This is a genomic window from Tabrizicola sp. (assembly GCF_022842145.1).
Lineage (GTDB): Bacteria > Pseudomonadota > Alphaproteobacteria > Rhodobacterales > Rhodobacteraceae > Tabrizicola.
Map to the genome: position 1 here is coordinate 275,329 of NZ_JALHQD010000003.1, position 23,427 is coordinate 298,755.

The 23,427-nt window shown below is 66.9% G+C and carries 20 protein-coding genes; 6 read left to right on the forward strand and 14 right to left on the reverse strand.

The window, feature by feature from the left end; all coding sequences use genetic code 11:
• Positions 1-169: 169 nt before the first annotated feature.
• Together Q0C42_RS09505 and Q0C42_RS09510 are read left to right on the forward strand one after the other, a co-directional pair.
• Positions 170-1,642, forward strand: a complete 1,473-nt coding sequence (locus tag Q0C42_RS09505) for an aldehyde dehydrogenase (protein WP_295074602.1) — start codon at positions 170-172, stop codon at positions 1,640-1,642.
• Between the two features lie 18 nt (positions 1,643-1,660).
• Complete coding sequence (locus tag Q0C42_RS09510) at positions 1,661-2,695, forward strand: LLM class flavin-dependent oxidoreductase (protein WP_295074603.1); 1,035 nt, start codon at positions 1,661-1,663, stop codon at positions 2,693-2,695.
• 22 nt (positions 2,696-2,717) lie between these two features.
• Here Q0C42_RS09510 and Q0C42_RS09515 read toward each other — a convergent pair whose 3' ends face one another.
• The gene (locus Q0C42_RS09515) at positions 2,718-3,848 is read right to left on the reverse strand and encodes a GlxA family transcriptional regulator (protein WP_295074604.1); all 1,131 of its coding nucleotides are present in this window, start codon (positions 3,846-3,848) and stop codon (positions 2,718-2,720) included.
• A gap of 126 nt (positions 3,849-3,974) precedes the next feature.
• Positions 3,975-5,537, reverse strand: a complete 1,563-nt coding sequence (locus tag Q0C42_RS09520) for a trimethylamine methyltransferase family protein (RefSeq protein WP_295074605.1) — start codon at positions 5,535-5,537, stop codon at positions 3,975-3,977.
• 108 nt (positions 5,538-5,645) lie between these two features.
• On the opposite strand from Q0C42_RS09520, the gene Q0C42_RS09525 reads away from it, so the two are divergent.
• A complete protein-coding gene (locus Q0C42_RS09525; RefSeq protein WP_295074606.1) occupies positions 5,646-6,551 on the forward strand; it encodes a LysR substrate-binding domain-containing protein in 906 nt (301 codons plus the stop codon).
• Here the strand turns inward: Q0C42_RS09525 and Q0C42_RS09530 are convergent.
• The 4 genes from Q0C42_RS09530 to Q0C42_RS09545 are packed head-to-tail and all read right to left on the reverse strand — an operon-like array spanning position 6,548 to position 12,534.
• Positions 6,548-7,813: an FAD-binding oxidoreductase gene (locus Q0C42_RS09530; protein ID WP_295074607.1), complete on the reverse strand. Its 1,266-nt coding sequence runs from the start codon at positions 7,811-7,813 to the stop codon at positions 6,548-6,550. The genes Q0C42_RS09525 and Q0C42_RS09530 overlap by 4 nt on opposite strands.
• Complete coding sequence (locus tag Q0C42_RS09535) at positions 7,803-9,299, reverse strand: aldehyde dehydrogenase family protein (protein ID WP_295074608.1); 1,497 nt, start codon at positions 9,297-9,299, stop codon at positions 7,803-7,805. The genes Q0C42_RS09530 and Q0C42_RS09535 overlap by 11 nt, the downstream gene beginning before the upstream one ends.
• Positions 9,296-10,348, reverse strand: coding sequence for an ACP S-malonyltransferase (locus Q0C42_RS09540; protein ID WP_295074609.1), 1,053 nt, complete (start codon positions 10,346-10,348; stop codon positions 9,296-9,298). The genes Q0C42_RS09535 and Q0C42_RS09540 overlap by 4 nt, the downstream gene beginning before the upstream one ends.
• On the reverse strand, positions 10,345-12,534 hold the full coding sequence (locus Q0C42_RS09545; RefSeq protein ID WP_295074610.1) for a thiamine pyrophosphate-dependent enzyme: 2,190 nt from the start codon (positions 12,532-12,534) through the stop codon (positions 10,345-10,347). The genes Q0C42_RS09540 and Q0C42_RS09545 overlap by 4 nt, the downstream gene beginning before the upstream one ends.
• Positions 12,535-12,719: 185 nt before the next feature.
• Between Q0C42_RS09545 and Q0C42_RS09550 the strand changes: the two genes are divergently transcribed.
• Complete coding sequence (locus tag Q0C42_RS09550; protein ID WP_295074611.1) at positions 12,720-13,607, forward strand: LysR substrate-binding domain-containing protein; 888 nt, start codon at positions 12,720-12,722, stop codon at positions 13,605-13,607.
• A gap of 37 nt (positions 13,608-13,644) precedes the next feature.
• On the opposite strand, the gene Q0C42_RS09555 is transcribed toward Q0C42_RS09550, so the two are convergent.
• The 5 genes from Q0C42_RS09555 to Q0C42_RS09575 form a co-directional block, all read right to left on the reverse strand.
• A complete protein-coding gene (locus Q0C42_RS09555) occupies positions 13,645-14,364 on the reverse strand; it encodes a sulfate ABC transporter ATP-binding protein (protein WP_295074612.1) in 720 nt (239 codons plus the stop codon).
• A gap of 10 nt (positions 14,365-14,374) precedes the next feature.
• Positions 14,375-15,250 (reverse strand): sulfate ABC transporter permease subunit CysW, encoded by an 876-nt coding sequence (gene cysW / locus Q0C42_RS09560; protein ID WP_295074613.1) that lies wholly within the window; start codon positions 15,248-15,250, stop codon positions 14,375-14,377.
• Positions 15,243-16,079: a sulfate ABC transporter permease subunit CysT gene (cysT, locus tag Q0C42_RS09565; protein WP_295074614.1), complete on the reverse strand. Its 837-nt coding sequence runs from the start codon at positions 16,077-16,079 to the stop codon at positions 15,243-15,245. The genes cysW and cysT overlap by 8 nt, the downstream gene beginning before the upstream one ends.
• Before the next feature lie 11 nt (positions 16,080-16,090).
• Positions 16,091-17,155 carry a sulfate ABC transporter substrate-binding protein gene (locus Q0C42_RS09570; protein WP_295074615.1) on the reverse strand — a complete coding sequence of 355 codons (1,065 nt, stop codon included), beginning with the start codon at positions 17,153-17,155 and terminating at the stop codon, positions 16,091-16,093.
• A gap of 177 nt (positions 17,156-17,332) precedes the next feature.
• Positions 17,333-17,797: an Rrf2 family transcriptional regulator gene (locus tag Q0C42_RS09575; RefSeq protein ID WP_295074616.1), complete on the reverse strand. Its 465-nt coding sequence runs from the start codon at positions 17,795-17,797 to the stop codon at positions 17,333-17,335.
• Positions 17,798-18,011: 214 nt separating this feature from the next.
• Here Q0C42_RS09575 and Q0C42_RS09580 point away from each other — a divergent pair, with 214 nt between their 5' ends.
• Positions 18,012-18,485 (forward strand): Lrp/AsnC family transcriptional regulator, encoded by a 474-nt coding sequence (locus Q0C42_RS09580; RefSeq protein ID WP_295074617.1) that lies wholly within the window; start codon positions 18,012-18,014, stop codon positions 18,483-18,485.
• 156 nt (positions 18,486-18,641) lie between these two features.
• Entirely contained in the window at positions 18,642-19,895 is a 1,254-nt protein-coding gene (locus Q0C42_RS09585) for an Hsp70 family protein (protein WP_295074618.1), read from the forward strand.
• 48 nt (positions 19,896-19,943) lie between these two features.
• On the opposite strand, the gene Q0C42_RS09590 is transcribed toward Q0C42_RS09585, so the two are convergent.
• From Q0C42_RS09590 to Q0C42_RS09600, 3 genes are read right to left on the reverse strand one after another with little or no spacing between them, the layout of a single operon-like run.
• Positions 19,944-20,855: an ABC transporter permease gene (locus Q0C42_RS09590; protein ID WP_295074619.1), complete on the reverse strand. Its 912-nt coding sequence runs from the start codon at positions 20,853-20,855 to the stop codon at positions 19,944-19,946.
• Positions 20,852-21,880, reverse strand: coding sequence for an ABC transporter permease (locus Q0C42_RS09595; protein ID WP_295074620.1), 1,029 nt, complete (start codon positions 21,878-21,880; stop codon positions 20,852-20,854). Before Q0C42_RS09595 ends, Q0C42_RS09590 begins: the two co-directional genes overlap by 4 nt.
• 35 nt (positions 21,881-21,915) lie before the next feature.
• Positions 21,916-23,427, reverse strand: a complete 1,512-nt coding sequence (locus Q0C42_RS09600; protein WP_295074621.1) for an ABC transporter ATP-binding protein — start codon at positions 23,425-23,427, stop codon at positions 21,916-21,918.

Consider the following 23,427-nt stretch of genomic DNA (forward strand, 5'->3'; position numbering starts at 1 on the left):
GTCCTCCGTGGGGGTCCGGTTTGCCATTGCCGGTGCGGGGTGGGTTTCGAATTTTCGTCAGGCGGTGGCGAAAAATCGGAAACGTGACGGGTTCGATGGCCGCATGACTGGGAAGGATCACGGGGCAGTTCAGCCGTGAAGTCACCTGCGAAGATCACTGGGGAGCGGCATGGACGAGATCAGGCACTGCCGAATGCTGATTGACGGAGAGTGGGTTTCCGCTTCCGACGGGGCAGTTTTTCCCAGCGTCTCGCCGGTGACGGGCAAGGTCTGGGCCGAAGTGCCGGAGGCGACTGGCAGGGACGTGGACCGGGCGGTGCGGGCGGCGGACCGGGCGTTGAGCGGGCCCTGGGGGGCGATGACGCCTTCGGCCCGCGGCAAGTGCCTGCGCAGGCTGGGGGATCTCTTGGCGGAAGCGTCGGAGGAGCTGGGGCGGGCGGAGACGCTGGATACCGGCAAGATGCTGAAGGAAACGCGCTGGCAGGCGAAATACATCGCGGAGTTCTTCCATTTCTATGCCGGGGCGGCGGACAAGCTGTCGGGCGAGGTGCTGCCAATCGACAAGCCGGACATGCTGGTCTTTACCAACCGCGAACCGCTGGGCGTGGTGGCGGCGGTGGTGCCGTGGAACTCGCAGCTGTTTCTCTCGGCGGTAAAGCTGGGGCCGGCGCTGGCGGCGGGGAATACGGTGGTCTTGAAGGTGTCGGAGCATGCTTCGGTGCCGATGCTGGAGTTCGGGAAGTTGATCGAGGCGGCGGGGTTCCCGGCCGGTGTGGTGAACATCATCAGCGGGCATGGCGAGGTGGGGCGGGTGCTGACCTCTCATCCCCTGGTCGCGCGGATTGCGTTCACGGGTGGGCCGGAGACGGCGCGGCATATCGTGCGGAATTCGGCGGAGAATTTCGCGGAGGTGTCGCTGGAGCTGGGCGGCAAGTCGCCCTTCGTGGTCTTCGAGGATGCCGACCTGGAAAGCGCAGTGAATGGCTGCGTGGCGGGGATCTTCGGCGCGACGGGTCAAAGCTGCGTCGCGGGGTCGCGGTTGATCGTGCATGAGGCGGTGGCTGACGAGTTTCTGGCGCGGCTGGTGGCGGCGGCGCGGGCGATCCGGATCGGGGACCCACTGGAGGACGAGACGCAGATGGGGCCTTTGTGCACCGACGCGCAGGTGCGACACATCGAGGCGCAAGTGGCTTTGGCGGTGACGGAAGGGGCGAAGGTCCTGACCGGGGGCAAGCAGCCCGCGCTGGGGGGGACCTATTATGAGCCGACGATTGTTGACTGCCCCTCGGCGGACCTGACCATCGTGGATACGGAGCTGTTCGGGCCGGTGCTGTCGGTCCTGCGGTTCAGGGACGAGGCGGAAGCTGTCGCGCTGGCGAACCGGTCGGAGCACGGCCTTGCGGCGGGGGTTTTCACGCTGAACGGCGCGCGGCAGATGCGGGTGGCGAAGGCCATCCGCGCCGGGATCGTCTGGGTCAACACCTACCGCGCCGTGTCGCCCATTGCGGCCTTCGGCGGCGTCAAGGGCTCGGGCTACGGGCGCGAAAGCGGCTTTCAGGCCATGTACGACTACACCCGGCCCAAGACGATCTGGGTCAACACCTCATCCGAGCCCATCGCCAACCCCTTCGTGATGCGCTGATTTCTTTGGGAGACTGAAATGAAGTTTCATCTGGCGATCAACATGGAGCGGATCGACGACTCGCTGAACATGAAGGATGTGGCCAAGCACACGCTGGAGATGGTGCAGATGGCCGATCAGGGCGGCTTTCGCATCGCCTGGGCGGCGGAACATCACGCGCTGGAGATGACCATCGCGCCGAACCCGTTTTCGATCCTGACCTGGTGGGCGGAGCATACTAGCGACATCCGTCTGGGGACGGCCGTCATCGCGGCGCCCTACTGGCATCCGATCAAGGCGGCGGGGGAGGCGGCGTTTGTCGACCTCATCTCAGGCGGGCGGCTGGAGTTCGGCATCGGCTCGGGCGCCTATCAGCGCGAGTTCGACCGGATGCGGCCGGGGCTGAAGCAGACCGACGCCTGGCGCTACATGCAGGAGATGCTGCCGGTGATCCGGGCGCTGTGGCAGGGCGATTACGCGCATGAGGGAGAGCAATGGTCGTTCCCGGCCTCGACCTCGGTGCCGAAGCCGGTGCAGGCCGAGGTCCCGGTCTGGGTCGCGGCGCGGGCGCCGATCACCTATGACTATGCGGTCAAGCATGGCTGCAACATCCAGTCCTGGCCACTGACCCGCGACATGGGCGAGGCGCAGCTTTACATGGACCGGATGGCCGAGGCGCTGGCGAACAATCCGGGCAAGAAGCGGCCGGTGATGGCGATGATGCGGCACACGGCGGTCTATGACCGCAAGGAGGACTGGATGGTCCCGGTGCGCGCGGCGCAGCGGCAGCTCAGCCAGTTCGAGAACCTGTTCAAGAACATGGGCGACGTGGAGAACGGCTTTCCGAAGTCGATCCCCTTCGATCAGCTGGGCAACCGGGCGGAGTATGATCCGGAGATGCTGAACCGGAACCTGATGTTCGGGACACCCGACGAGGTAATCGCCAAGCTGAAGCTCTATGAGGCGATCGGGGTGGATGAGTTCATCTATTACGCCTCGCTGGGCCTGGGGCTGGCAGAGCAGAAACGGTCGATGGAGCTGTTCTGCAAGGAGGTCATTCCGGCGTTCTCGTAATCGCCGCTCGTCGATGACTGCGTCACTCCTCGCTCGCGTGCTCCGACGAGGAGACGACGTCGAACGAGGAGGATTTGTCCCGGACCGCGCGGGCGGTGCGGTGTTGCAGGGTTTCCAGATAGCTGGTGAGAGTGCCGGGCCAGGACGGCGTCGCTTCGGACGGGCGCCAGCCCTGGCGGTAGTCGCTGGGGCGGCGGTCGAAGCATTTGCGGAAGGCGGACGCGAAGTGGCTGAGGGCGTTGAAGCCGGTGGCCGTGGCGATTTCGCGGACCGTCAGCTTGGTGGCGATCAAGAGGACGCGGGCATGCTGCAACCGGACGAGCGTGCCGAACTGCACGACAGAGCAGCCGAGGCCGCGGTGGAACTGGCGTTCAAGCTGGCGTTGGGAAAGGCCGAGGCGTTGGGCGATCTCGGGGATGGGGAGCGGGTCGGCGATGTTCGCCTCGATCAGGGCGATGGCTTTTTGCAGGGTCGGTGAGAACTGGTCGGTCCCCTGACCAAGGGTGCGGCGCTGGGGGGCCTCGGGCGGGCGCATCGGCTGGTGCAGCATCTGGTCGGCGACCTCGCCTGCCATGCCGTCGCCGTGCTGGCGGGCGATCTGGCGGAGCATGAAGTCCGCCCCGCCGAGGCCACCGGCGCAAGAGAGGATGGGGCCGTCGAGGGTGTAGAGCTGTTCGAGGAGGGGCACGTCGGGGTAGCGCTCCTGAAAGCCGGGGGCCCAGGACCAGTGGGTCGCGATGGGAGTGGCGGTCAGGAGGCCGGCCTTCGCCAGAAGGTAGCAGCCGAGTTCCACCGCGCAGAGGCGGGCGCCCTCGCGCGACTGGCGGCGGAGCCAGGCGGCGAGGTCGCGGTTCGTGTAGTCCTCCGCCCCCCAGGAGGCGAGGGCGCAGATGAGCTCGCCCCGGCGGGGCCGGTCGGAGAGGGGCTGGGCGGTGATGGAGAGGCCGTTCGAGGCGGGGATCTCGGCGCCGTCGGGGGAGAGGATCTCCCATTGATAGAGTGGCTCGGGGGCGAGGTAGTTGGCGACCCTCAGGGGCTCGATCAGGGAGATCAGGGTCGCCATGTTGAAGCGGGGGACGATGACGAAGGTGACCCGCGTCACCGGGGCGACGGGGGTCCGCAGGGCGGGGGTGGAGATGCGGTTTTCCGTCATGCCAAGCAGGATAGCCGTCGGAATACCGGCAGGGAAGGGCGGTGAGCGCCACGCTGGACAGGTTTTGCGGCCCTTGGAAACCAAGGGCCTGGCCGTGGACGTTCAGGGCGGGTTAACCCTGCGCCGTCAGTACCACATGTCCTGCATCGACTCCTTGCGGCGGGTCATAAAGTCCTGCAGGGCCTCGTCGGTGCCTGCATCCAGCGGGGGGGCCTCATACTCGCGCAGGATCTTCTTCCAGCGGGTGTTGGCGCGCTGGGCGTAGTCGATGCCGCCCTGTTCGTCCCAGGTCTCCCACGGCTGGTTGTCGTCCAAAGCCGAGTCCCAGTAGGCGGTTTCATAGTGTTTCAGCGTGTGCTGGGTCGAGAAGAGGTGCTGGCCGGGGCCGAGTTCATTCAGGGCGTCAAAGGCAAGGGTGTCCTCATTCACCTGCATCCCGTCCAGGTAAGCGTGGAGCGCGCCGCAGATGTCGGTGTCCATCACGACCTTTTCGTAGGACATGGACAGAAGGCCGTCGAGGAAACCCGCGGAATGGAGGACGTAGTTCGCGCCACCCTGAACAGCGGACATCATCGACATCATGCTTTGCCACATGGCCTGACCGTCCGGCAGCTTGGAGGTCGAGAAGTTCCCGGCACAGCGCAGGGGCAGGTTCAGGCGGCGGGCAAGCTGGCCCATCGCAAGGGAGCCGATGGCGGGTTCGGGCGTGCCGAAGGTGGGCGAGCCGGTTTTCAGCGACATCGATGAGAAGAACGAGGCGAGGATCACCGGGGCGCCGGGGCGGGTCAGTTGGGCCAGGGCGCAGGAGGCCATCGATTCGGCGAGGCCCTGGGCGACCATCCCGGCGATGGTCAGGGGGGCGACGGCCCCGCCGAGGAGGAAGGGCAGGTGGATGGAGCCCTGGTTCGCGGCGGCGTAGGTGCGGATGCCGGCGGCGGTGACGCCGTCGATCACCAGCGGCGAGGTGGTGTTGAAGTTGCCCATCACGACGCAGTTCTGGTCGGTGAAGGCCTCGCCGAACAGGATGCGGGCCATCTCCACGCTGTCGGCGGCGCGGTCGGGCGCGGTGATGGAACCGAGGAAGCCGCGGTCGGAATAGCGGATGTGGCTGTAGACCATGTCGAGGTGGCGCTTGTTCACCGGGACGTCGGTGGGTTCACACACCGTGCCGCCGGAGTGGTGGAGCCAGGGCGAGGACTGGGCGAGTTTGATGAAATTCTGGAAGTCCTCGATCGTGCCGTAGCGGCGGCCACGGTCGAGGTCCATCACGAAGGGCGAGCCGTAGGAGGGCGCGAAGACGACGTTGTTCCCGCCGATCTGGACGTTGTTGGCCGGGTTCCGCGCGTGCTGGGTGAATACGGGGGGGGCGGTCTTCAGGATTTCGCGCAGCATGGTCGGCGGGAACTTGATCCGCCAGATGTTCTGGGTGGTCTCGGTCACCTCGGCGCCGGCGGCCTTGTAAAGCTGCATCGCCTCGACGTCGTCGCGCAACTCGATGCCGATCTCGGCCAGGATGCGGTCGGCGGTGGCTTCGATCTTCGACAGGCTTTCGTCGGACAGGATGTCGTAGGTCGGGATGCCGCGGACGATGTAGGGGCGGCTGACGCCTGCCTCGACGCCGACGCGGGCGTCGCGCATCTTCTGCCGCCCGCCGCGCTGCCGCTTTTCCGGGATGTCGCCGTCCGCCATGATCTTCGTCCTTCGATAAGCCAGGCTTCGATAAGTCGGGGCCATGTTAACCGGCGCGAGGGGCGGCGTGACGCTGGAAAAGCCTGATAGAGTTGATAAGCTGGGTTTATGGAAACCCTGCGCAGTTTGGTGCCGTCGATCAACGCCCTTGTCGTCTTCGAGGCGGCGGGGCGGCATGGCAGCTTCACGGCGGCGGCGCGGGAATTGCGGATGACGCAGGCGGCGGTGTCCTATGCGATCCACCGGCTGGAGGAGCATCTGGGGACGGCGCTGTTCCTGCGTGAGCATCGGCGGGTGCGGCTTTCGGCGGCGGGGGCGCGGTTTCATGCCGACGTGGCGATCGGGCTGTCGCATATCCAACGCTCTGCCCGTGATCTGCGGACGGCGGCAGAAGGGCATGTGACGCTGTCCTGCTCGACCGCCTTTGCGGCCTTCTGGATGGTGCCCCGGATGGCGCAGCTGCGCGCGGACCTGCCGCAGATCGACCTGCGCATCCAGACCGGGGACCACGATCTGGACCTGGTGGGCGAGGGGATTCCGCTGGGCGTCAGGGGCGGCAATCCGGCGGACTGGCCGCAATATGCGGCGGTGCCGCTGGCGGCGGAGGAGATCTGGCCGGTCTGCGGGGCGTCTTATCTGGCGGGGCGGGAGCGGCCGTCCGGCCCGGAAGAGTTGCTGGGCCATCAGCTGATCCACCTGGAGGAGCCGTTCCGGCAGGCGGCGACCTGGCGGGACTGGTTTGCTTCCGTGGGGGTCGAGGGGCGGCGGGTGCCGAAGGGCTTGCAGATCAACGATTATGTGCTGGTGGTGCAGTCGGTGATTGCCGGGCAGGGCGTGGCGCTGGGCTGGCGGCATCTGGTGGAGGGGCTGGTGGGGCAGGGTGTGCTGGTGCGGCTGACGGACCATGCGCTGGTGACGGGGATGGACTTCCACGTCATCTGGCCGCGCGAGGCGACGCTGGCCCGCCCGGCGCTGGAGGTGCGGGACTGGCTGCTGGCGCAGGCGCGGGGTTAGCGGTCTGAGAGGGCGTGGGTGAGGCAGGCGCCGGTCTCGAAGTATGCGGCCTGGACGGCGGGGGCGGTCTCTCGGTGCTGATGGACCGGGGCGAGGGGCAGGGGGTCTTCGCTGCCGGTCAGAAGCGCGCGGGCGGTTTCGGTGCCGAAGACGGTGCCGGGGCCGATGCCGCGGCCGGAGTAGCCGAAGATCGCATAGGCCTCGGGTCCGAAGGCGACGATCTTGGGGATATGGTCGCCGGTCATGGCGATGCGGCCGCTCCAGCCGTGGGTGAGAGGGATGTCTTTCAGCGCGGGGTAAAGGGCGGCAAGCTTGCGGCGCGCCCAGGCGGCGTGGAGGCTAGCGCCGGGGCCGGTGCCGTTGCCGATGCCGCCGATGATGAGCCGCCCGGCGTGGTCGCGGCGGACCGAGGACATGACGAGCGCGGTGTCCCAGCAGCCTTCTTTGCCGGGGAGGATGCTGTCGAGGAGGGCGGGGGGCAGGGGGTCGGTGGCATATTGGCAGTAGTGGACCGGAACGAAGGCGGGCTGGAAGGCCGGGCCGAGGGTCTGGTGGTAGGCGTTGGTCGCGACCAGCAGGCGGCGGGCGCTCAGTGTGTGGGGGCCGGAGGTGATGTGCCAGAGGTCGGCCTGGCGGGTGACGGAGTGGACGGGGCTTTTCTCGTGCAGATGCGCCTTGGCTTCTGTGGCGGCGCGGGCCAGTCCGCTTACGTAAGCGAGCGGCTGGATCGTCCCGGCGCGGGGATCGAAGAGCGCGCCGTGGAAGGCGGTGGAGCCGGTGCGGCGGGTGGTTTCCGTGGCGTCGAGGAGGTCCAGCGGCGCGCCCATCGCGCGGCCCTGGCGGTGGCGGTCGGTCAGGTCGGCCATCCCCTTCGGCGCGTGGGCGAGATGGAGGGTGCCGTTGCGGGTGGGCTCGCAATCGATGGCCTCGCGCTCGATCAGGGCGAAGACGCGGGACGGGGCCTCGGCGAGGGTGGTGAGGAGTTTGGTGCCCTGGGCCTCTCCCATCTGGGCGCGGACGGTGTCGGGGGGGAGCCAGAGGCCTGCGTTCACCAGCCCGACGTTGCGGCCCGATCCGCCGTGGCCGATGGTTTCCGCCTCTAGCAGGCAGACGGATGCGCCGTCGCGCGCGGCCTGAAGTGCCGCGGCGCATCCGGTGAAGCCGCCGCCGATGATGGCGAGGTCCACCGTGCGGTCGGCGTCCAAAGGCGGGGCGGCGAAGGTTTCCCTTGCGGTGGTGCGCCAGAGGTTCTCAGAGGTCAAAGCGGACCCCTTGGGCCAGCGGCAGGCTGGTCGAGTAGTTCACGGTCGAGGTCTGCCGCCGCATGTAGCCCTTCCAGGCGTCCGAGCCGCTTTCGCGCCCGCCGCCGGTTTCCTTCTCGCCCCCAAAAGCCCCGCCGATTTCCGCGCCCGAGGGGCCGATGTTGACGTTGGCGATGCCGCAGTCGGACCCCGCGGCGGAGAGGAAGGTCTCGGCCTCGCGCAGGTTCAGGGTGAAGATGCAGGAGGAGAGGCCCTGGGGGACGTCGTTCTGGAGTGCGATCGCGTCGTCGAAGTGATCGTAGGTCAGGACGTAAAGGATGGGCGCGAAGGTTTCCTCGCGGACGGTGGCGGTCTGGGCGGGCATCTCGACGAGGGCGGGGGTGACATAGGCGCCGGCGGGGACTCCTTCGGTGACGGGCTGGCCGCCGTGGACCACGCCACCCTCGGCGCGGGCGCGGTCGAGTTGGGCGAGCATCCGGTCGCGGGCGGCCTGGTCGACGAGGGGGCCGATCAGGGTGCCTTCGGCGCGTGGGTCGCCGATGGGGAGGCTCGCGTAGGCCTTGGTCAGGCGGGCCACCAGGTCGTCGCGGATGGAGCGGTGGACGATCAGGCGGCGGAGCGAGGTGCAGCGCTGGCCCGCGGTGCCGACGGCGCCGAAGACGATGGCGCGGACGGCCATGTCGAGGTCGGCGGAGGGGGCGACGATCATCGCGTTGTTGCCGCCGAGTTCAAGGATCGGGCGGCCCCAGCGGGCGGCGACCTTGGGGCCGACGATGCCGCCCATGCGGGTCGATCCGGTGGCCGAGAGGACGGGGACGTCGGGGCTGTCGACGAGGGCCGCGCCGATGTCGGGGCCACCGATGACGAGTTGGCAGAGGCCCTCCGGCGCGTCGCCGAAGCGGGCCAGCGCACGGTCCATGATCCGCATGGTGGCCAGCGCGGTGAGCGGGGTCTTTTCCGACGGCTTCCAGATCACCGGGTTGCCGCACACGAGGGCGAGGGCCGCGTTCCACGACCAGACGGCGACGGGGAAGTTGAAGGCGCTGATGACGCCGACGGGTCCGATCGGGTGCCAGGTTTCGGCCATGCGGTGGCCGGGGCGTTCGGAGGCGATGGTCAACCCGTAAAGCTGGCGGGAAAGGCCCACGGCGAAGTCGCAGATGTCGATCATCTCCTGCACTTCGCCAAGGCCTTCGGAGGTGATCTTGCCGACCTCCAGTGTCACGAGGGCGCCAAGGTCGGCCTTGGCGGCGCGAAGTTCTTCGCCGAGGAGGCGGACGAGTTCGCCCCGCCGCGGGGCGGGGACGGTGCGCCACTGGGCGAAGGCGGATTTGGCGCGGGCGATGATGGTGGGCATCTCGGAGGCGGGGGTTTCGTGGACCCGCGCGAGCTCGGCGCCGTCGATGGGGGAGCGGACGGCGAGGGTGCCTCCGGTCAGGTCGGCCGGGCTCAGGCCTGCGGCGGAAAGTGTGGCGGAATGGGTCATGTCTTGGCTCCTTCATGGGTCGCAAGGGCGCGCTGATCGGGCAGCCCCATTGCGACCAGCATCGGCCTTGCGGCCTGTTGGGTCTGGAAATCGGATTTGCTGCCCATCCCGCGCCACTCAGCCAGGATCAGGGATTGGGCGACGGCCCCGCCCAGCGTGGTGCCGGGGCCGGTGACGATGAAAAGGTCGGGGGCGAATTCGTGGGCGGCGGTGCGGATGGCGGCGGTGAAGTCGTAGGTCTGGGTCACCTGATGGCCGAGGGTGTAGGCGTGGAGGGTTTGCGGGTCCACCGTGCCGGGCCACCAGATCGCGCCGCGCCCGTCGATCAGGGGGAGGTGCGGTTGGGTGAGAAGGCTAGGGGGCAGGGCCGCGCGGCCTTGCGCGGCGACGGGGGCTTGCAGGGCGGTGTGGAAGGCGGCGTGGTTGCCGAGGCGCATCGGGAAGCGGGTTTGCACGGGGTCGACCGAGGATTCGAACGCCTTCAGACCGGCCTCGTTCCCGGCGATCACCAGAAGGCCGCCGAGGTCGATGGAGAGGGCGAGGACGTGGTCGCGGCGGGTGGCGATGTCGTCCACCAGCGCGAGGATGGCGGCCTTGCGGGTGGGGCGGGGGACCCAGTCCTCGTCGACCCAAGGGTAGACGGTCTGCCCGCCGATCAGGGCGGATTGCATCAGGCTGCCCATTGTGTTGGCGATGGTGAAGCCGTCCTCGGGCGTCACCGCCCCGGCGCAGGCAAGGGCCGAGTACCAGCCCATCGAATTGCCGGTGACGGCGACGACGTCGATGCCTTGGCGGTCGAGCGAGAGGAAGTCGCCGAGTGTGGCGGCGTAGATCAGGGCGCTGGCATTGTCGCCGCGGGTGTGGCGGGCGAGAGTGAAGCGGTCGGCGCTGTCGAGGGCGGTGAGGGTGTCCTGGCCCTCGGCGGTGCGAAGGGCGTCGAAGCGGGAGAGGAGGCTTGCGTCGGGGAAGTGACGGGAGAGGTAGCCGAGTTCGGTCGCGTTGTAGGTGCCGCGACCGGGGCAGATGACGACGGCGGTCTTGCGGGTCATTTGGCACCTGTCAGGGCGCGGGCGGTGGCGAGGATCTGGTCTTTCGAGGGCATGGTGGCCGCATAGGCGGGGCCGGTGGCGATGAAGCTGTCTTCGGCGGTCAGGCGGGCGAGGGGGGTGCCGGGGGCCGCCTCGTGGAAGTGGGCCATCAGGCCTTCCGCCACGCCGCCGGTATGGCGGGTCTCGTCGACGATCAGGATGTGTTTGCAGCCTTTGACGGCTGCGGTCAGGGCCTGTTTCGGGAGCGGAGAGAGCCAGCGGGTGTCGATGATCCGGGTCTTGAGGCCTGCCGCCTCCAGTTCGGGCCGAGCCTGGTGAGAGAGGTAGCAGCCGTTGCCGAAGGTGACGATGGCGAGGTCGGTGCCCTCGCCGTCGATGCCGACTTCGCCGAGACGGATCGACTTTGACGGATCGGGGTAACGTCGCATCCAGCCGCCGTCCTTGTCGGCGTGAAGGTCGCGCATCGGGTAAAGTGCGATGGGCTCGACGAAGACGACGACGCGCTGTTCCTCGCGCGCGAGACGCACGCATTCGCGCAGCATCATCGCGGCGTCGGCACCGTTCGAGGGGACGGCAAGAAGCACGCCGGGGATATCGCGCAGGACGGCCAGCGAGTTGTCGTTGTGGAAATGCCCGCCGAAACCCTTCTGGTAGCCAAGGCCCGCGATGCGGATGACCATCGGGTTGGTGAACTGGCCATTGGAGAAGAAGGGCAGCGTCGCAGCCTCGCCCCGGATCTGATCTTCGGCATTGTGGACGTAGGCGAGGAACTGGATTTCCGGCATCGGTACGAAGCCATTCTGCGCCATGCCGATGGCGAGGCCGAGGATGGATTGTTCGTCGAGGAGAGTGTCGATCATCCGGTCGGGGCCGAAGCGCTGGGTCAGCTTCTGGGTGACGCCGTAGACGCCGCCCTTGCGGCCCACATCCTCGCCCATCATCACGATCTCGGGGTGGGTCAGCATCAGGTCGGTCAGCGCCCAGTTGATGAGGCGGGACATGATTTGCGGCTCCGCCATTGCCTTTAGGTCGGCGCCGAAGGCCTGTTCGCGGGCCTGTGGTGACGGGCCGTTCGTTGGGCGGTTGTCGCGGCGGGGCGGGATGATGGCGGACATCACCTCGGGTGCGGTCTTCAGGCGGGGGCGGGTGACGGCCTCGGCCGCGACGCGGGCGATGCGGTCGGCGGTGTCCTGGTAGATGGCCAGCGCCTGGTCGGGGGTCAGGGCACCGGCCTGGTCCAGCAGGCGGACGGAGTGGAGGAGGGGGTCGTTGGCTTCCTCGGCCTCCACCTCCTCACGGGGGAGGTAGGTCGTGGGCATGTCGGCCCCGGCGTGGCCGTAAAGGCGGATGGTGCGGACGTGGAGGAAGGCGGGTTTCTTCCGGGTGCGGACGTAGTCGGCTGCGGCCAGCGCGGTGGCGTAGGTGTCGTAGATGTCCAGCCCGTCGCAGACGAAGTATTTCAGGCCGGGGCGATTGGCGAAGGTGGCGGCGATCCAGCCGGTCGGGGTCCTGGTGGAGATGCCGATGCCGTTGTCCTCGCAACAGAAGAGGAGGGGGAGGGGGACGGACTGGTAGCTGGTCCACTGCGCGGTGTTGAAGGCGCCTTGTGCGGTGGAGTGGTTGGCCGAGGCGTCGCCGAAGCTGCAATAGGCGATGGCGTCGTCGGGGAGGATGGCGTGTTCGGGGCGGTGGCGGCGGGCGGCGGCATTGGCATACGCGGCGCCGACGGCCTTTGGCAGGTGGCTGGCGATGGTCGAGGTCTGCGGCGGGATCATCAGCGGGCGGCTGCCAAGGACCTTGTGCCTGCCGCCGGAGATCGGGTCCTCGGACGACGAGGCGAAGGAGAGAAGCATGTCGCGGGCGATGGTCTGGCCGGGGACCTGTTCGGCCCGCGCGATCTGGAAGGCGGCGTCGCGGTAGTGGAGGAAGGCGATGTCGGTGGGGCGCAGGGCGGCGGCGACGGCGGCAAGGCCTTCGTGGCCCGAGGAGCCGATGGTGTAGAAGCCTTGCCCCGCGCGCTGCATGGCGCGGCTTTGGCGGTCCAAAGCGCGGCTGAGGCAGGCGGAGCGGTAGAGAGAGACGGCAAGCGTCGGGGGCAGCGGGCCGGATGGGGCACGGCCGGGGGGCAGGTCGCGGGCGGCGACACGGCGCAGGAAGTTGTCGTGGACGATGTCGCAGCGGTCCATCAGCGCGCCTTTCGCAGGGCCGGTCGCACCGACTGCAAATGTTGCGCTCCGCGCTGAAACGCGGGATCGGCGAACCGCTTGGGCATGGTGATCTTTCCTGGCATTCCGGACTGCTGCTCCAGTCTATCTGGCCAGCGCCACGAAAATGAGCGACATGTTGGTCACTATCCTGGAGAAAAACTCACATGATTGCACCGCGCCGGTTCCTGCCCTCGATCAGTTCGCTTCTGGCGCTGGAGGCCGTCGACCGGCTTGGGAGTGCCACTGCCGCCGCCGAGGAACTGGCGCTGACCCATTCCGCGGTCAGCAGACAGCTGAAGACATTGCAGGACCAGATCGGCGTCACGCTGATGCGGCGCGAAGGCAAGGGTCTGGCGCTGACGCCGACCGGGGTCGACTATGCGGCGTCGGTCAGGGATTATCTGCAGGACCTGGCGCGGGCGGGCCTGAAGATCCGCGCGGCGGGCGAACAGTCAAGCCTGAACATCGCGGTCCTGCCGGCCTTCGGGACGCATTGGCTCTTGCCCCGGCTGCGGCAGTTCACGGCGGACAATCCCGACATCATCATCAACTTCGGGACCCGACTGTCGGCCTTCGACTTCACGCGCGAGCCGTTCGATGCGGCGATCCACTTTGGCGGCGCGGACTGGCCGGGGGTCAGCAGCCTGGAGCTGGCCCGTGAGCGGGTGATCCCGGCCTGCGCGCCGGACCTGGTGCCGGAAGATCCGGCCACTCCGCAGGACCTGCTGGCGCTGCCGCTTTTGCACCTGGAAAGCCGGCCCGGTGCCTGGGAGGACTGGTTCGCCCGCCAAGGCTGCCCGGCCGGTCACCTGCGCGGGATGCTGTTCGACCAGTTTGCCCAGATGGCCGAGGCGGCGGCGCTGGGCTTCGGGGTGGCGCTGCTGCCGGCGTTTCTGGCCGAGGCCGAGTTCAAGTCGGGTCGTCTGCGTCCGGCGATCGACCGTTATACCGAGGTCGACGGTGCCTATCACATGGTCTGGCCGCAGTTGCGCCCGCCCAGCCGGTCGCTGGCGAAGCTGTTGAAATGGCTGCAATCCCAGGCGGGCGGATGATCTGAGGCGGCGCGGTGCCACCGGCCAAAGCGAGGCCTCAGGCAGAGATGAACTCCCGCACGAAGGGGCTCGCGGGGCGGGCGCGGATGTCCTGCGGCTTGCCGATCTGTTCGATCTTTCCCATCGACATGACCACCACCAGATCGGCGAGTTCCATCGCCTCTTCCTGATCGTGGGTCACGAAAACGGTGGTCAGGCCGGTGGTGTCATGGATGTCGCGCAGGCCCTGGCGAAGTTCCTTGCGGACCTTGGCGTCGAGCGCGCCAAAGGGTTCGTCCAGCAGCAGCATCCGGGGTTCGATCGCAAGGGCGCGGGCAAGGGCCACGCGCTGGCGCTGGCCGCCCGAAAGCTGGCTGGGATAGCGCGCGCCGATGTCGGGAAGCTGGATCAGCTCCAGGAGTTTGGTCACGCGGCGGGCGATCTCGGCCCTGGTCGGGCGCGAGGCGCGGGGGCGGGCGTTCAGGCCGTAGGCGATGTTGTCGAAGACCGTCATGTGGCGAAAGAGGGCGTAGGACTGGAAGACGAAGCCCGCGCGCCGTTCCTGGACGGTCAGGCCGGTGGCATCCTGTCCGTCGAAGAGGACGCGGCCCGAGGTGGGAAATTCAAGCCCGCCAAGGATGCGCAAGAGCGTCGTCTTGCCGGACCCCGATGGGCCGAGGAGAGCCACCAGCGCGCCCGAGGGAATGGCAAGTGACACCGGCTGCAGGGCCGCGGTGCTGCCGAAGGCTTTGGAAATCTCGTCGATCTCGATGTGCATGGGGAGCCTCCTAGTGGCGATGGGTCGCGGCAAGCTGGTCGGCATGGCGCAGTTCCAGAAGTGTCTTGAGGAGAAGCGTGACCAGCGCGAGCAGCGTCAGGACCGCGGCCAGGCTGAAGGCCGCGACGGCGAGGTATTCCTGGTAAAGCATCTCGATCGTGGTCGGGATCGTCGCCGTCTCGCCGCGAATCTTGCCCGAAACGACGGCGACAGCACCGAATTCACCCATCGCGCGGGCGTTGCAGAGAAGGACGCCGTACAGGAGCGCCCAGCGGATGTTGGGCAGCGTCACGGTCCAGAACACCCGCCAGCCCGAGGCGCCAAGGGTCAGGGCGACCTCTTCCTCGGCGCGACCCTGTTCGATCATCACCGGGATCAGCTCGCGCGCGACGAAGGGGAAGGTCACGAACATGGTGGCCAGGATGATGCCGGGCAGGGCGAAGACGACGGGAAAGCCGTTGGCCACCAGCCAGCCGCCGATCAGGCTGTTGGTGCCGAACATCAGCACGATGCACAGGCCCGCGACGACGGGCGAGACGCTGAACGGCAGGTCGATCAGCGTGATCAGGAAGGCTTTGCCGCGAAAGTCGAACTTGGTGATGAACCAGGCCGCCGCGACGCCGAAAATGGCGTTCAGCGGGACCGAGATCGCGGCGATGGTCAGGGTGAGACGGATCGCGTCACGGGCGTCCGGCGAGGCCAGGCTTTGCAGCGATGCCCCGACCCCGTCGGCCAGCGCCTCGATGAAGACCGCGACAAGGGGCGCGAAGACGAGGATGGTCAGACCAACGCAGGCGACGGCGATCAGCGTCAGGCGGGCGGCGGGGCTTTCCTGGGTCGCCGGGCGAAATCGGGGACGGGCCTCTGTGCGGGTTGCGTCAGACATAGCCAATCCTCCTGCGGCTCCAGACCTGGATGAGGTTGATCACGAGAAGCATGGCGAAGCTGATCAGAAGCATGGCGATGCCGATGGCGGCGGCCGCGTCATAGTCGAATTCCTCCAGCTGGATGATGATGAGGAGGGGCGCGATTTCGGTCACCAGCGGGATGTTTCCGGCGATGAAGATGACCGATCCGTATTCTCCGACCGCCCGTGCCAGTGCCAGGGCAAAGCCGGTCAGCGCGGCGGGGGTGAGCATCGGCAGGATGACGTGGCGCAGCGTGTAAAGGCGCGAGGCCCCCAGCGTGGCCGAGGCTTCCTCGACCTCGCGCTCGATCTCTTCGATGACGGGCTGGACGGTGCGGGTGACGAAGGGCAGGCCGACGAAGACGAGGGCGATGAAGATGCCCCACTGCGTGTAGGCGATCTTCCAGCCGATCTCGGCTGCGAGAGCTCCGAACGCGCCGTTCGGGGCGTAAAGCGCAGTCAGGGAGATCCCGGCGACGGCGGTGGGCAGGGCGAAGGGCAGATCGACGGCCGCGTCCAGGAGGCGGCGGCCGGGGAAGCGGTAGCGGACCAGGACCCAGGCCAGAAGGACGCCGAAGACAAGGTTGAAGAGCGCGGCAAAGAGCGACAGGCGGAACGAAAGCTCCAGCGCCGCCCAGACGCGTTCGCGGTTCACCGTGTCCCAGATCCCTGCCAGACCGTAGTTGGCGCCCTTCAGAAGAAGGGCGCCGATGGGCAGCAGGACGACAAGCGACAGCATCGTCAGGGTGATCCCCATGCTGAGGCCGAGACCGGGCATGGGGGAGCGGTGGATGAGGGGTCTGCCCATTGGTCGGATGCTCACTTCGGCACGTAGATCTGGTCGAAGATCCCGCCGTCGCCGAAGTGTTCCGGCTGCACCTTGGCCCAGCCGCCGAAGCTGGCGATGTCAACCAGTTCAAGCTGCGGGAAGCGGGCGACATCCTCGGGCGCGGCCTTGGAGGTATCCCAGGCGCGGTAGAAGTGCTTGAAGGCCAAGGCCTGCCCTTCGGGCGAGTAGAGGTAGTTCAGGTAGGCCTCGGCCAGCTTGCGCTGGTCATCGGTCTTGATATTGCCTTCGACGAGCGCGACCGGCGGTTCGGCAAGGACGCTGACCGAGGGGACCACGATGTCGAACTGATCCTCGCCGATCTCTTTCAGCGCGAGATAGGCCTCGTTCTCCCAGGCCAGAAGCACGTCACCGATGCCGCGCTGGGCGAAGGTGGTCGTCGACCCGCGCGCGCCGTTGTCCAGGACGGGGACGTTGCGGTAAAGGGAGCCCACGAATTCCTTCGGGTCGCGGCCGTTCTTTTCGGCCCAGGCCCAGGCGGCCAGGTAGTTCCACCGCGCCCCGCCGCTGGTCTTGGGGTTCGGCGTGATCACCTGTACGCCTTCGGCCACCAGATCGCCCCAGTCCTTGATGCCCCTGGGGTTCCCCTCGCGGACGAGGAAGACGATCGTGCTGGTATAGGGCGAAGAGTTGTTGGGCAGTTTCGACTGCCAGTCGGCGGGCAGCCTCCCGGCTTCGGCGATCTTGTCGATGTCGCTGGCCAGGGCCAGCGTCACGACCTGCGCTGCAAGGCCGTCGATCACCGCGCGGGCCTGGCTGCCGGAGCCGCCGTGGCTGACCTCGATCTCGGGGGCGGGGTTGCCTTGGGCGGTCCAGTAGGCGGCGAAGGCTTCGTTCAACTCGCGGTAAAGTTCGCGCGTCGGGTCGTAGCTGACATTGAGCAGCGTCTCGGCCTGGACCGTGGACGGCGCCGCGCCAAGGCCGAGCGTGGCGAGTGCGGTCGCGGCCAGGAGGCTGCGCAGACGGCTGAAGCGCCAGTGGCGCAGTGCCTTGGGGGCCTGATCGACCAGGCTGTGGGGGAACGCGGCTGCGGTCATCGTCCATCTCCTTCGCGTGGCGGCGAGGTCCATGTGGCCTGCCGATGCCTAAATAACGACAGGGATGGTCGAGTATTGCAAAGGAAAATTCACGCTAAAGTCAGTCGTGCTTATAGAAAAACGTTCTCCGCGCGCCTTGAGGGGTGCCGCCGCGTATTACTCTGTGTAATGAATGCTTTAGGCGCCCGGCGTGCCGGCCAGTAGCTGGTCCGCCACCTCTGTGGACCGCAGCATGTCCTGCAAGGTCAGCGAGTCGATCATCACCAGATAGGACCAGAACACTTCGGCAAAGACCTTGCGGATCCGGCAGGTGGCTTCGTCGGCGCAGTCCTCGCAGCGCTGATAGTGCCGGCGCGACAGGCAGGGCAGGGGCGCAATCGGCCCGTCGATCGTGCGGAGGAGTTCGGAGATCGAAATCTCGTACGGCTTGCGGACCAGCACATAGCCGCCCGACCGCCCCCGGATCGACGCGATCACACCCGCGTTGCGCACCTCGAGCAGGATATGTTCCAGAAAGCGCTTCGGGGTGTCCGACCGGCGGGCGATCTCTTCGATCGTCAGCGGCTCGGGCTGTCCCTTGGCGGCTTCGTCTGCCAGGGCCAAAAGCGCCTTCAGGGCATATTTCATCTTCTGAGTGATCATGTGGAAGAGTTACGCGCCGCATTATCCAGAATCAACATCGCCTTGCTGCAGGGGTGGCCGGACCGCCGCGACTGCCCCGAAATTCTGCCTGGAGGATGGTCGAAAACAGGCGGTGGGCCTTTCGCCGGTATACACGATAAAGCTAGTAGACATTAAATCGATATGGTGCATGCTGGACGGCGGACCCGCACTGCCACAAGGAAGGGATCACCGGATGACCGGCCTTGACCTGATCGACCGCAAGATCGTTGCCGAGCTGATGCGCGATGCGACGCTGCCTATCGCCCAGATCGCCGACAAGGCGGGCCTGTCGCAGACGCCATGCTGGAAGCGCATCCAGAAGCTGGAGGCGCTGGGGGTTCTGACCGGGCGCGTCGCGCTGGCTGATCCCGCCAAGCTGGGCTTCGGCCTGACCATCTTTGTCGGCATCGAGGCGCCCGACCATTCCCCCGACTGGCGCGAGGCCTTTGCCCGAGCGGTCGACAGCATTCCCGAGATCATGGAAGTCTACCGGATGGCGGGAGAGCTGGACTATCTGTTGCGGATCGCGGTAGCCGACATGGCCGCCTATGACGCGCTTTACAAGCGGCTGACCGACGCGGTGCCGATCAAGAACGTGACCTCGCATTTCGCGATGGAGCGGATGAAGTTCACCACCGCCTACCCGGTCGATACGAAAAGCAGGTGAGGCGTCGATGCCGGGGCTTGGCCGGATCGTGTGAACCCCCAGATGCGAGACAGGATTTCCAACCTGCTTGAACGGGTGCCTGCCGGATACGCTGCTTGACACCCTCCGTCGCGACCCCTATCGACACCGGCCCTGCGGACCACAAGGAATACGAGCATGGCTGAACGAGCACTCGGGCTTGGGGTCGACTTCGGCACGTCAAATACCGCGGCAGGCTACATGTCCGACGGCAGGCCGCGTCTCATCCAGTTCGCGTCGGGCCGGACCACGATCCCGACGACCTTCTTCTTCGACTATGACGCGCGCGAGATGCTGATCGGCGAACCGGCCAACCAGGCGCTCCTCGAGGGTGTCGAAGGGCGCTTCATGCGGGCATTGAAGCGCGTGTTGGGCACCAGCCTCATGCATGAGCGCCGACAGATCCTGAACGAGCGGGTGACCTTCGTCGAGATCATCAGCCGCTTTCTGGCGCAGGTGAAGGCGCGGGCCGAGGCCGAGGCTGGCGTGATCTTCGACCGCGTCGTGTCGGGGCGGCCCGTGGTGTTTCATGGCGTCGGCGATCCCCGGGAAGCCGCAGCCGAGGCGGATCTGCGTGCCTGCTATCTGGCGGCGGGCTTCCGTGACGTGGAGTTCATGCCCGAGCCGCAGGCTGCCGCCATCGCCAGCGGCGCGCTGGAGCAAAGCGCATCCATCGGCCTGATCGTCGATGTGGGCGGCGGCACGTCGGACTTCTCGCTGTTCCGGTCCGGTCGGGAGGGGGTGACCATCCTTGCCAATCACGGTGTCCGCATTGGCGGGACGGATTTCGACCGCTCCATCAGCATCGACCGGGTGATGCCGCTTCTGGGCAAGGGCACCGAGTTGCGCAAGATCATGGGACCCGGCAGTTCGCCCACCCCGAATGCCATCTTCAACGATCTGGCGACCTGGGAGTTGATCCCGTTCCTTTACACGCCGCAGAACCGACGGTTGGCAACGGAAATGGCGCGGCTGGCGCATCAGCCGGACAAGCTTTCCCGCCTGGCGAAGGTTCTGGAAGACGAGTTGGGGCACGAGATGAGCTTTGCGGTGGAGCGCGGCAAGATCGCGGCCAACGGCGGCGCGGAGCGGGCTGCCATCCTGCTTGACCAGATAGAGCCCGGCCTGGCGGTCCCCCTGTCGGCAGAAGCCTTGGGCGCAAGCCTGGTGCAGCATGCCGACGCGCTGGCCGAGGGCTCGCGCGAGACCTTGAGGATTGCGGGCATGGATGTCACCCGCGTCGAGAAGGTGGTTTACGTCGGCGGCTCCAGCCTGATGTCGATGGTCTCGCAGACCATGAAGGAACAATTTCCTCAGGCCGCCCACGCGTTCAGCGATGTCTTCACGGCAGTTGCAGATGGGCTTGCCATCGCTGCAGGTGCACCGCGTTGACTTGTCGCGGAAGCGCGGTGCCGGGTCTCATGCGGTAGGCCGGGCCCGTCAGGGGCCGAAGGGTTCGCCGAGCGACGCCACGCCGTTGACCTTGAGCAGTCGCTTGTTCGACGTGATGATGCCGAGGACAACGATGGTGACGATGTAGGGCAGGCTCGACAACAGCTGTGACGGCACCGCCCAACCCTCCGTCTGCGCGACAAGGCTGGCCAGCGACAGCGCGCCGAAGAGCAGGGCTCCGAAGAATATCCGGCCGGTAAGCCAGATGCCGAACACCACCAGCGCCAAGGCGATCCATCCGCGTCCGGCGATCATTCCGTCGGCCCAGAGCGGGGTATAGACCGTGGCGGCATAGGCCCCGGCAAAGCCAGCCATCGCCCCGCCGAACACCACCGCCCCAAGCCGCAGCGCGGTGACCCGGTAGCCGATGGCGCGCGCGGCGGCGGGGTTCTCGCCGATGGCGCGCAGGATTAGGCCCAGGCGCGAATAGCGGAACATCGCCCAGATCGCCGCGGTCGCGATGAGCGACAGCCAGACGATGATGTCCTGGCTGAACATGCCTCCCACCACCGGCAGGTCCGACAGGCCGGGAAAGGCCAGCTTTGGCAGGCCGGTGATCGTCAGACTTTCGTAGGAATTGCCGACCAGCGACGACAGGCCCTGGCCAAGGATGCCGACGGCCAGGCCAACCGCGACCTGATTGGCGCGCAGTCCCAGCGCCAGACCCGCAAAGACCAGTGCCAGCCCGACCCCCACCAGGCCCGCCGCTAGAAAGGCCGCGACATGGCCGCCGCCCTCGTAGACCACGATGAAACCGATCGCGGCGCCAAGGGCCATCATCCCTTCCAGCCCGAGGTTCAGCACCCCGGCCCGCTCCACCACCAACTCGCCCAGTGCGGCAAGCAGAAACGGAGTGGCCGCCGCCAGCATTCCGGCCAGGATGAATTCGATCCCGCTCATGCCGGTGCTCCTCCTGTCCGGACGAGGCGGAAGCGGACGAAGGTTATGGCGGCAAGATAGAAGACCAGGAGACTGCCCTGAAACACCCGGACGGCTGCAACGGGCAAGTCGGCGGAGACCATTGCGTTGTCGCCACCGATGTAGAGCGCCGCCATCAGGAAGGATGACGCGACGATGCCCAGGGGATGCAGCCCGCCCAGATAGGCCACGATGATGGCCGCATAGCCGTATCCCGTTGAGATAGACCGTTGCAGCTGCCCGATTGGGCCGGCGACTTCGGCAGCACCGGCCAGCCCGGCCGCAAAGCCGCCGATCAGCAGCGAGAGCCAGATCGCGCGGGACTGCGAAAAACCGGCATAGGTCGCGGCCTTGGGGGCAAGACCGCCGACCAGGAACTGATAGCAGCCGAAACTGCGCTGCATGTAGATCCAGGCCAGAAGTGCCGCCAGAAAGGCCAGCAAAAGCGAGACATTGACCCGCGTGCCGGGAAACAGGATCGGGATCATCGCATCATACTGGAACATGACGGACTGCGGGAAATTGAAGCCCATCGGGTCCTTCCACGGACCAAGGAGCAGGTAGTTCAGCAGCTGGACGGCAATCAGGCTCATCATCAGGGTGACGAGGATTTCGTTCGCGTTCAGCCTGACGCGCCAGAAGGCCGGAACAACCGCCCACAGCGCCCCGCCGATGGCCCCCATCACCAGCATCGCAGGCCAGATCCAGCCGCCCGTCGCCTGTGGGAAATAGACCGGGATGGCCGAGGCGAAGATCGCGCCCAGAATGAATTGGCCTTCGGCCCCGATGTTGAAGACCTTGGCCCGGAACCCGATTGCCAGCCCTTGGGCAATCAGCAGAAGCGGCGCGGTCTTCAACAGGACTTCGGAAAAGCCGGACCATGTCATGAAGGGTTCCAGCAGCAGGGCATAGAAGACTGCGCCCGGGTCCTTCCCCATCGCCACGAACAGGATCAGGTTCGACAGGATGGCCGCAAACAGCGCCAGAAGCGGGGCTGCCACAGCCATGCGCCGCGAGGCGCGGTCCCGGCGGACAAGGCGGATCACGCGACCACCGAAGCTGAGCCGATCATCCAGCGACCGATCTCTTCCGGCCTTGTGCTGCGCGGGTCAAGGCTGGGGGACAGTGACCCCTTGTGCAGAACCTGGATGCGGTCGCAAATTTCGAACAACTCTTCCAACTCCTCCGAGATGACCAGAACCGCGACGCCGGCATTTCGCATCTTGACCAGCCTGTGCCGGATCGCGGTCGCAGCGCCGATATCCACGCCCCAGGTCGGCTGGGCGACAAACAGGAGGCGCGGGTTCAGCGAAATCTCGCGCCCCATGATGAATTTCTGCAGGTTCCCGCCCGAAAGCGATCCCGCCTCGGCCTCGGGACCCGAGGTGCGGACGTCGAAATCCGCGATGCAGGCGGCGGTGAACCTGGCTTCGGCCTGACGGTCGATAAGGCCGCGCTTCAAGAGGCCCAGGGGGTGGGCCGTCAGAAGGCTGTTGTCGGCCAGAGTCATGTCCGGCACAGCACCGCGGCCAAGGCGTTCTTCGGGGACAAAGGCAAGGCCCAGAGCCCGACGCGCCGCAGGTCCAAGGTGGCCGACCGGCTTGTCCATCATGCGGATTTCATCGCGCCGTGATGCAGGCAGAAGCGTTTCGCCGGAGATAAGGCGCGACATTTCGGCCTGTCCATTGCCCGAAATGCCCGCGATCCCCAGAATCTCTCCCGCGTGCAGGCGCAGGGATACCCCCGCCAGAGTGACCCCGAACGGATCGTCTGGTTGATGGTCCAGGGCCGTCAGTTCCAACCGCATCTCACCCTTCGGCATGGGGGCCAGATGCAGGGGCGCGGGCATGTCGCGCCCGATCATCATGCGGGCAAGATCGTGGCTATCGTGGTCGCGCGGATCGACATCCCCGGTGACCCTCCCGCCCCGCAGGATCGTGGCGCGGTCACAAAGCGCGCGAATTTCATCCAGCTTGTGCGAAATGAACAGGATCGACACACCGCCGTCGCGCAGACGGCGCAAGGTCTCGAACAGCAGACCCACGGCTTGGGGCGGTAGAACGCTGGTCGGCTCGTCCAGGATCAGAAGGCGGGGTTCGGTCAGCAGACACCGGATGATCTCCACCCGTTGCCGTTCGCCCACCGACAGCGCGTGGACATGGGCGAAGGGGTCGACCACCAGCCCGAAGTCCTGCCCCAAGGCCCGGATGCGGGCGGCGAGGTCGACCTTTGACCCCGGAACGATCAGCGAGATGTTCTCCACCACAGTCAGGGTTTCAAACAGCGAAAAGTGCTGGAACACCATGCCGATGCCAAGGCGCCGCGCCTCGGCGGGCGAGGTCAGATGAACGGGTTCGCCGTTCCAGTGCATCTCGCCTTCGTCGGGGCGCTCTACTCCGTAGATCAGCTTCATCAAGGTCGATTTGCCCGCGCCGTTCTCGCCCAGGATCGCGTGGATGGACCCTGCGGCCACGTCCAGATCGATGGCGGAATTCGCCACGGTCTGGCCGTAGGTCTTGGTCATCTTGCGAAGAGAGAGCAGCGGCGCGGGCAT

Excerpts from the sequence above, each read along its gene's own strand:
- Q0C42_RS09505 (WP_295074602.1), top strand. The coding sequence starts at position 170 with ATGGACGAGATCAGGCACTGCCGAATGCTGATTGACGGAGAGTGGGTT.
- Q0C42_RS09510 (WP_295074603.1), top strand. The coding sequence starts at position 1,661 with ATGAAGTTTCATCTGGCGATCAACATGGAGCGGATCGACGACTCGCTG.
- Q0C42_RS09515 (WP_295074604.1), bottom strand. The coding sequence starts at position 3,848 with ATGACGGAAAACCGCATCTCCACCCCCGCCCTGCGGACCCCCGTCGCC.
- Q0C42_RS09520 (WP_295074605.1), bottom strand. The coding sequence starts at position 5,537 with ATGGCGGACGGCGACATCCCGGAAAAGCGGCAGCGCGGCGGGCGGCAG.
- Q0C42_RS09525 (WP_295074606.1), top strand. The coding sequence starts at position 5,646 with ATGGAAACCCTGCGCAGTTTGGTGCCGTCGATCAACGCCCTTGTCGTC.
- Q0C42_RS09535 (WP_295074608.1), bottom strand. The coding sequence starts at position 9,299 with ATGACCCATTCCGCCACACTTTCCGCCGCAGGCCTGAGCCCGGCCGAC.
- Q0C42_RS09540 (WP_295074609.1), bottom strand. The coding sequence starts at position 10,348 with ATGACCCGCAAGACCGCCGTCGTCATCTGCCCCGGTCGCGGCACCTAC.
- Q0C42_RS09545 (WP_295074610.1), bottom strand. The coding sequence starts at position 12,534 with ATGGACCGCTGCGACATCGTCCACGACAACTTCCTGCGCCGTGTCGCC.
- Q0C42_RS09550 (WP_295074611.1), top strand. The coding sequence starts at position 12,720 with ATGATTGCACCGCGCCGGTTCCTGCCCTCGATCAGTTCGCTTCTGGCG.
- Q0C42_RS09555 (WP_295074612.1), bottom strand. The coding sequence starts at position 14,364 with ATGCACATCGAGATCGACGAGATTTCCAAAGCCTTCGGCAGCACCGCG.
- cysW (WP_295074613.1), bottom strand. The coding sequence starts at position 15,250 with ATGTCTGACGCAACCCGCACAGAGGCCCGTCCCCGATTTCGCCCGGCG.
- cysT (WP_295074614.1), bottom strand. The coding sequence starts at position 16,079 with ATGGGCAGACCCCTCATCCACCGCTCCCCCATGCCCGGTCTCGGCCTC.
- Q0C42_RS09570 (WP_295074615.1), bottom strand. The coding sequence starts at position 17,155 with ATGACCGCAGCCGCGTTCCCCCACAGCCTGGTCGATCAGGCCCCCAAG.
- Q0C42_RS09575 (WP_295074616.1), bottom strand. The coding sequence starts at position 17,797 with ATGATCACTCAGAAGATGAAATATGCCCTGAAGGCGCTTTTGGCCCTG.
- Q0C42_RS09580 (WP_295074617.1), top strand. The coding sequence starts at position 18,012 with ATGACCGGCCTTGACCTGATCGACCGCAAGATCGTTGCCGAGCTGATG.
- Q0C42_RS09585 (WP_295074618.1), top strand. The coding sequence starts at position 18,642 with ATGGCTGAACGAGCACTCGGGCTTGGGGTCGACTTCGGCACGTCAAAT.
- Q0C42_RS09590 (WP_295074619.1), bottom strand. The coding sequence starts at position 20,855 with ATGAGCGGGATCGAATTCATCCTGGCCGGAATGCTGGCGGCGGCCACT.
- Q0C42_RS09595 (WP_295074620.1), bottom strand. The coding sequence starts at position 21,880 with ATGGCTGTGGCAGCCCCGCTTCTGGCGCTGTTTGCGGCCATCCTGTCG.
- Q0C42_RS09600 (WP_295074621.1), bottom strand. The coding sequence starts at position 23,427 with ATGCCCGCGCCGCTGCTCTCTCTTCGCAAGATGACCAAGACCTACGGC.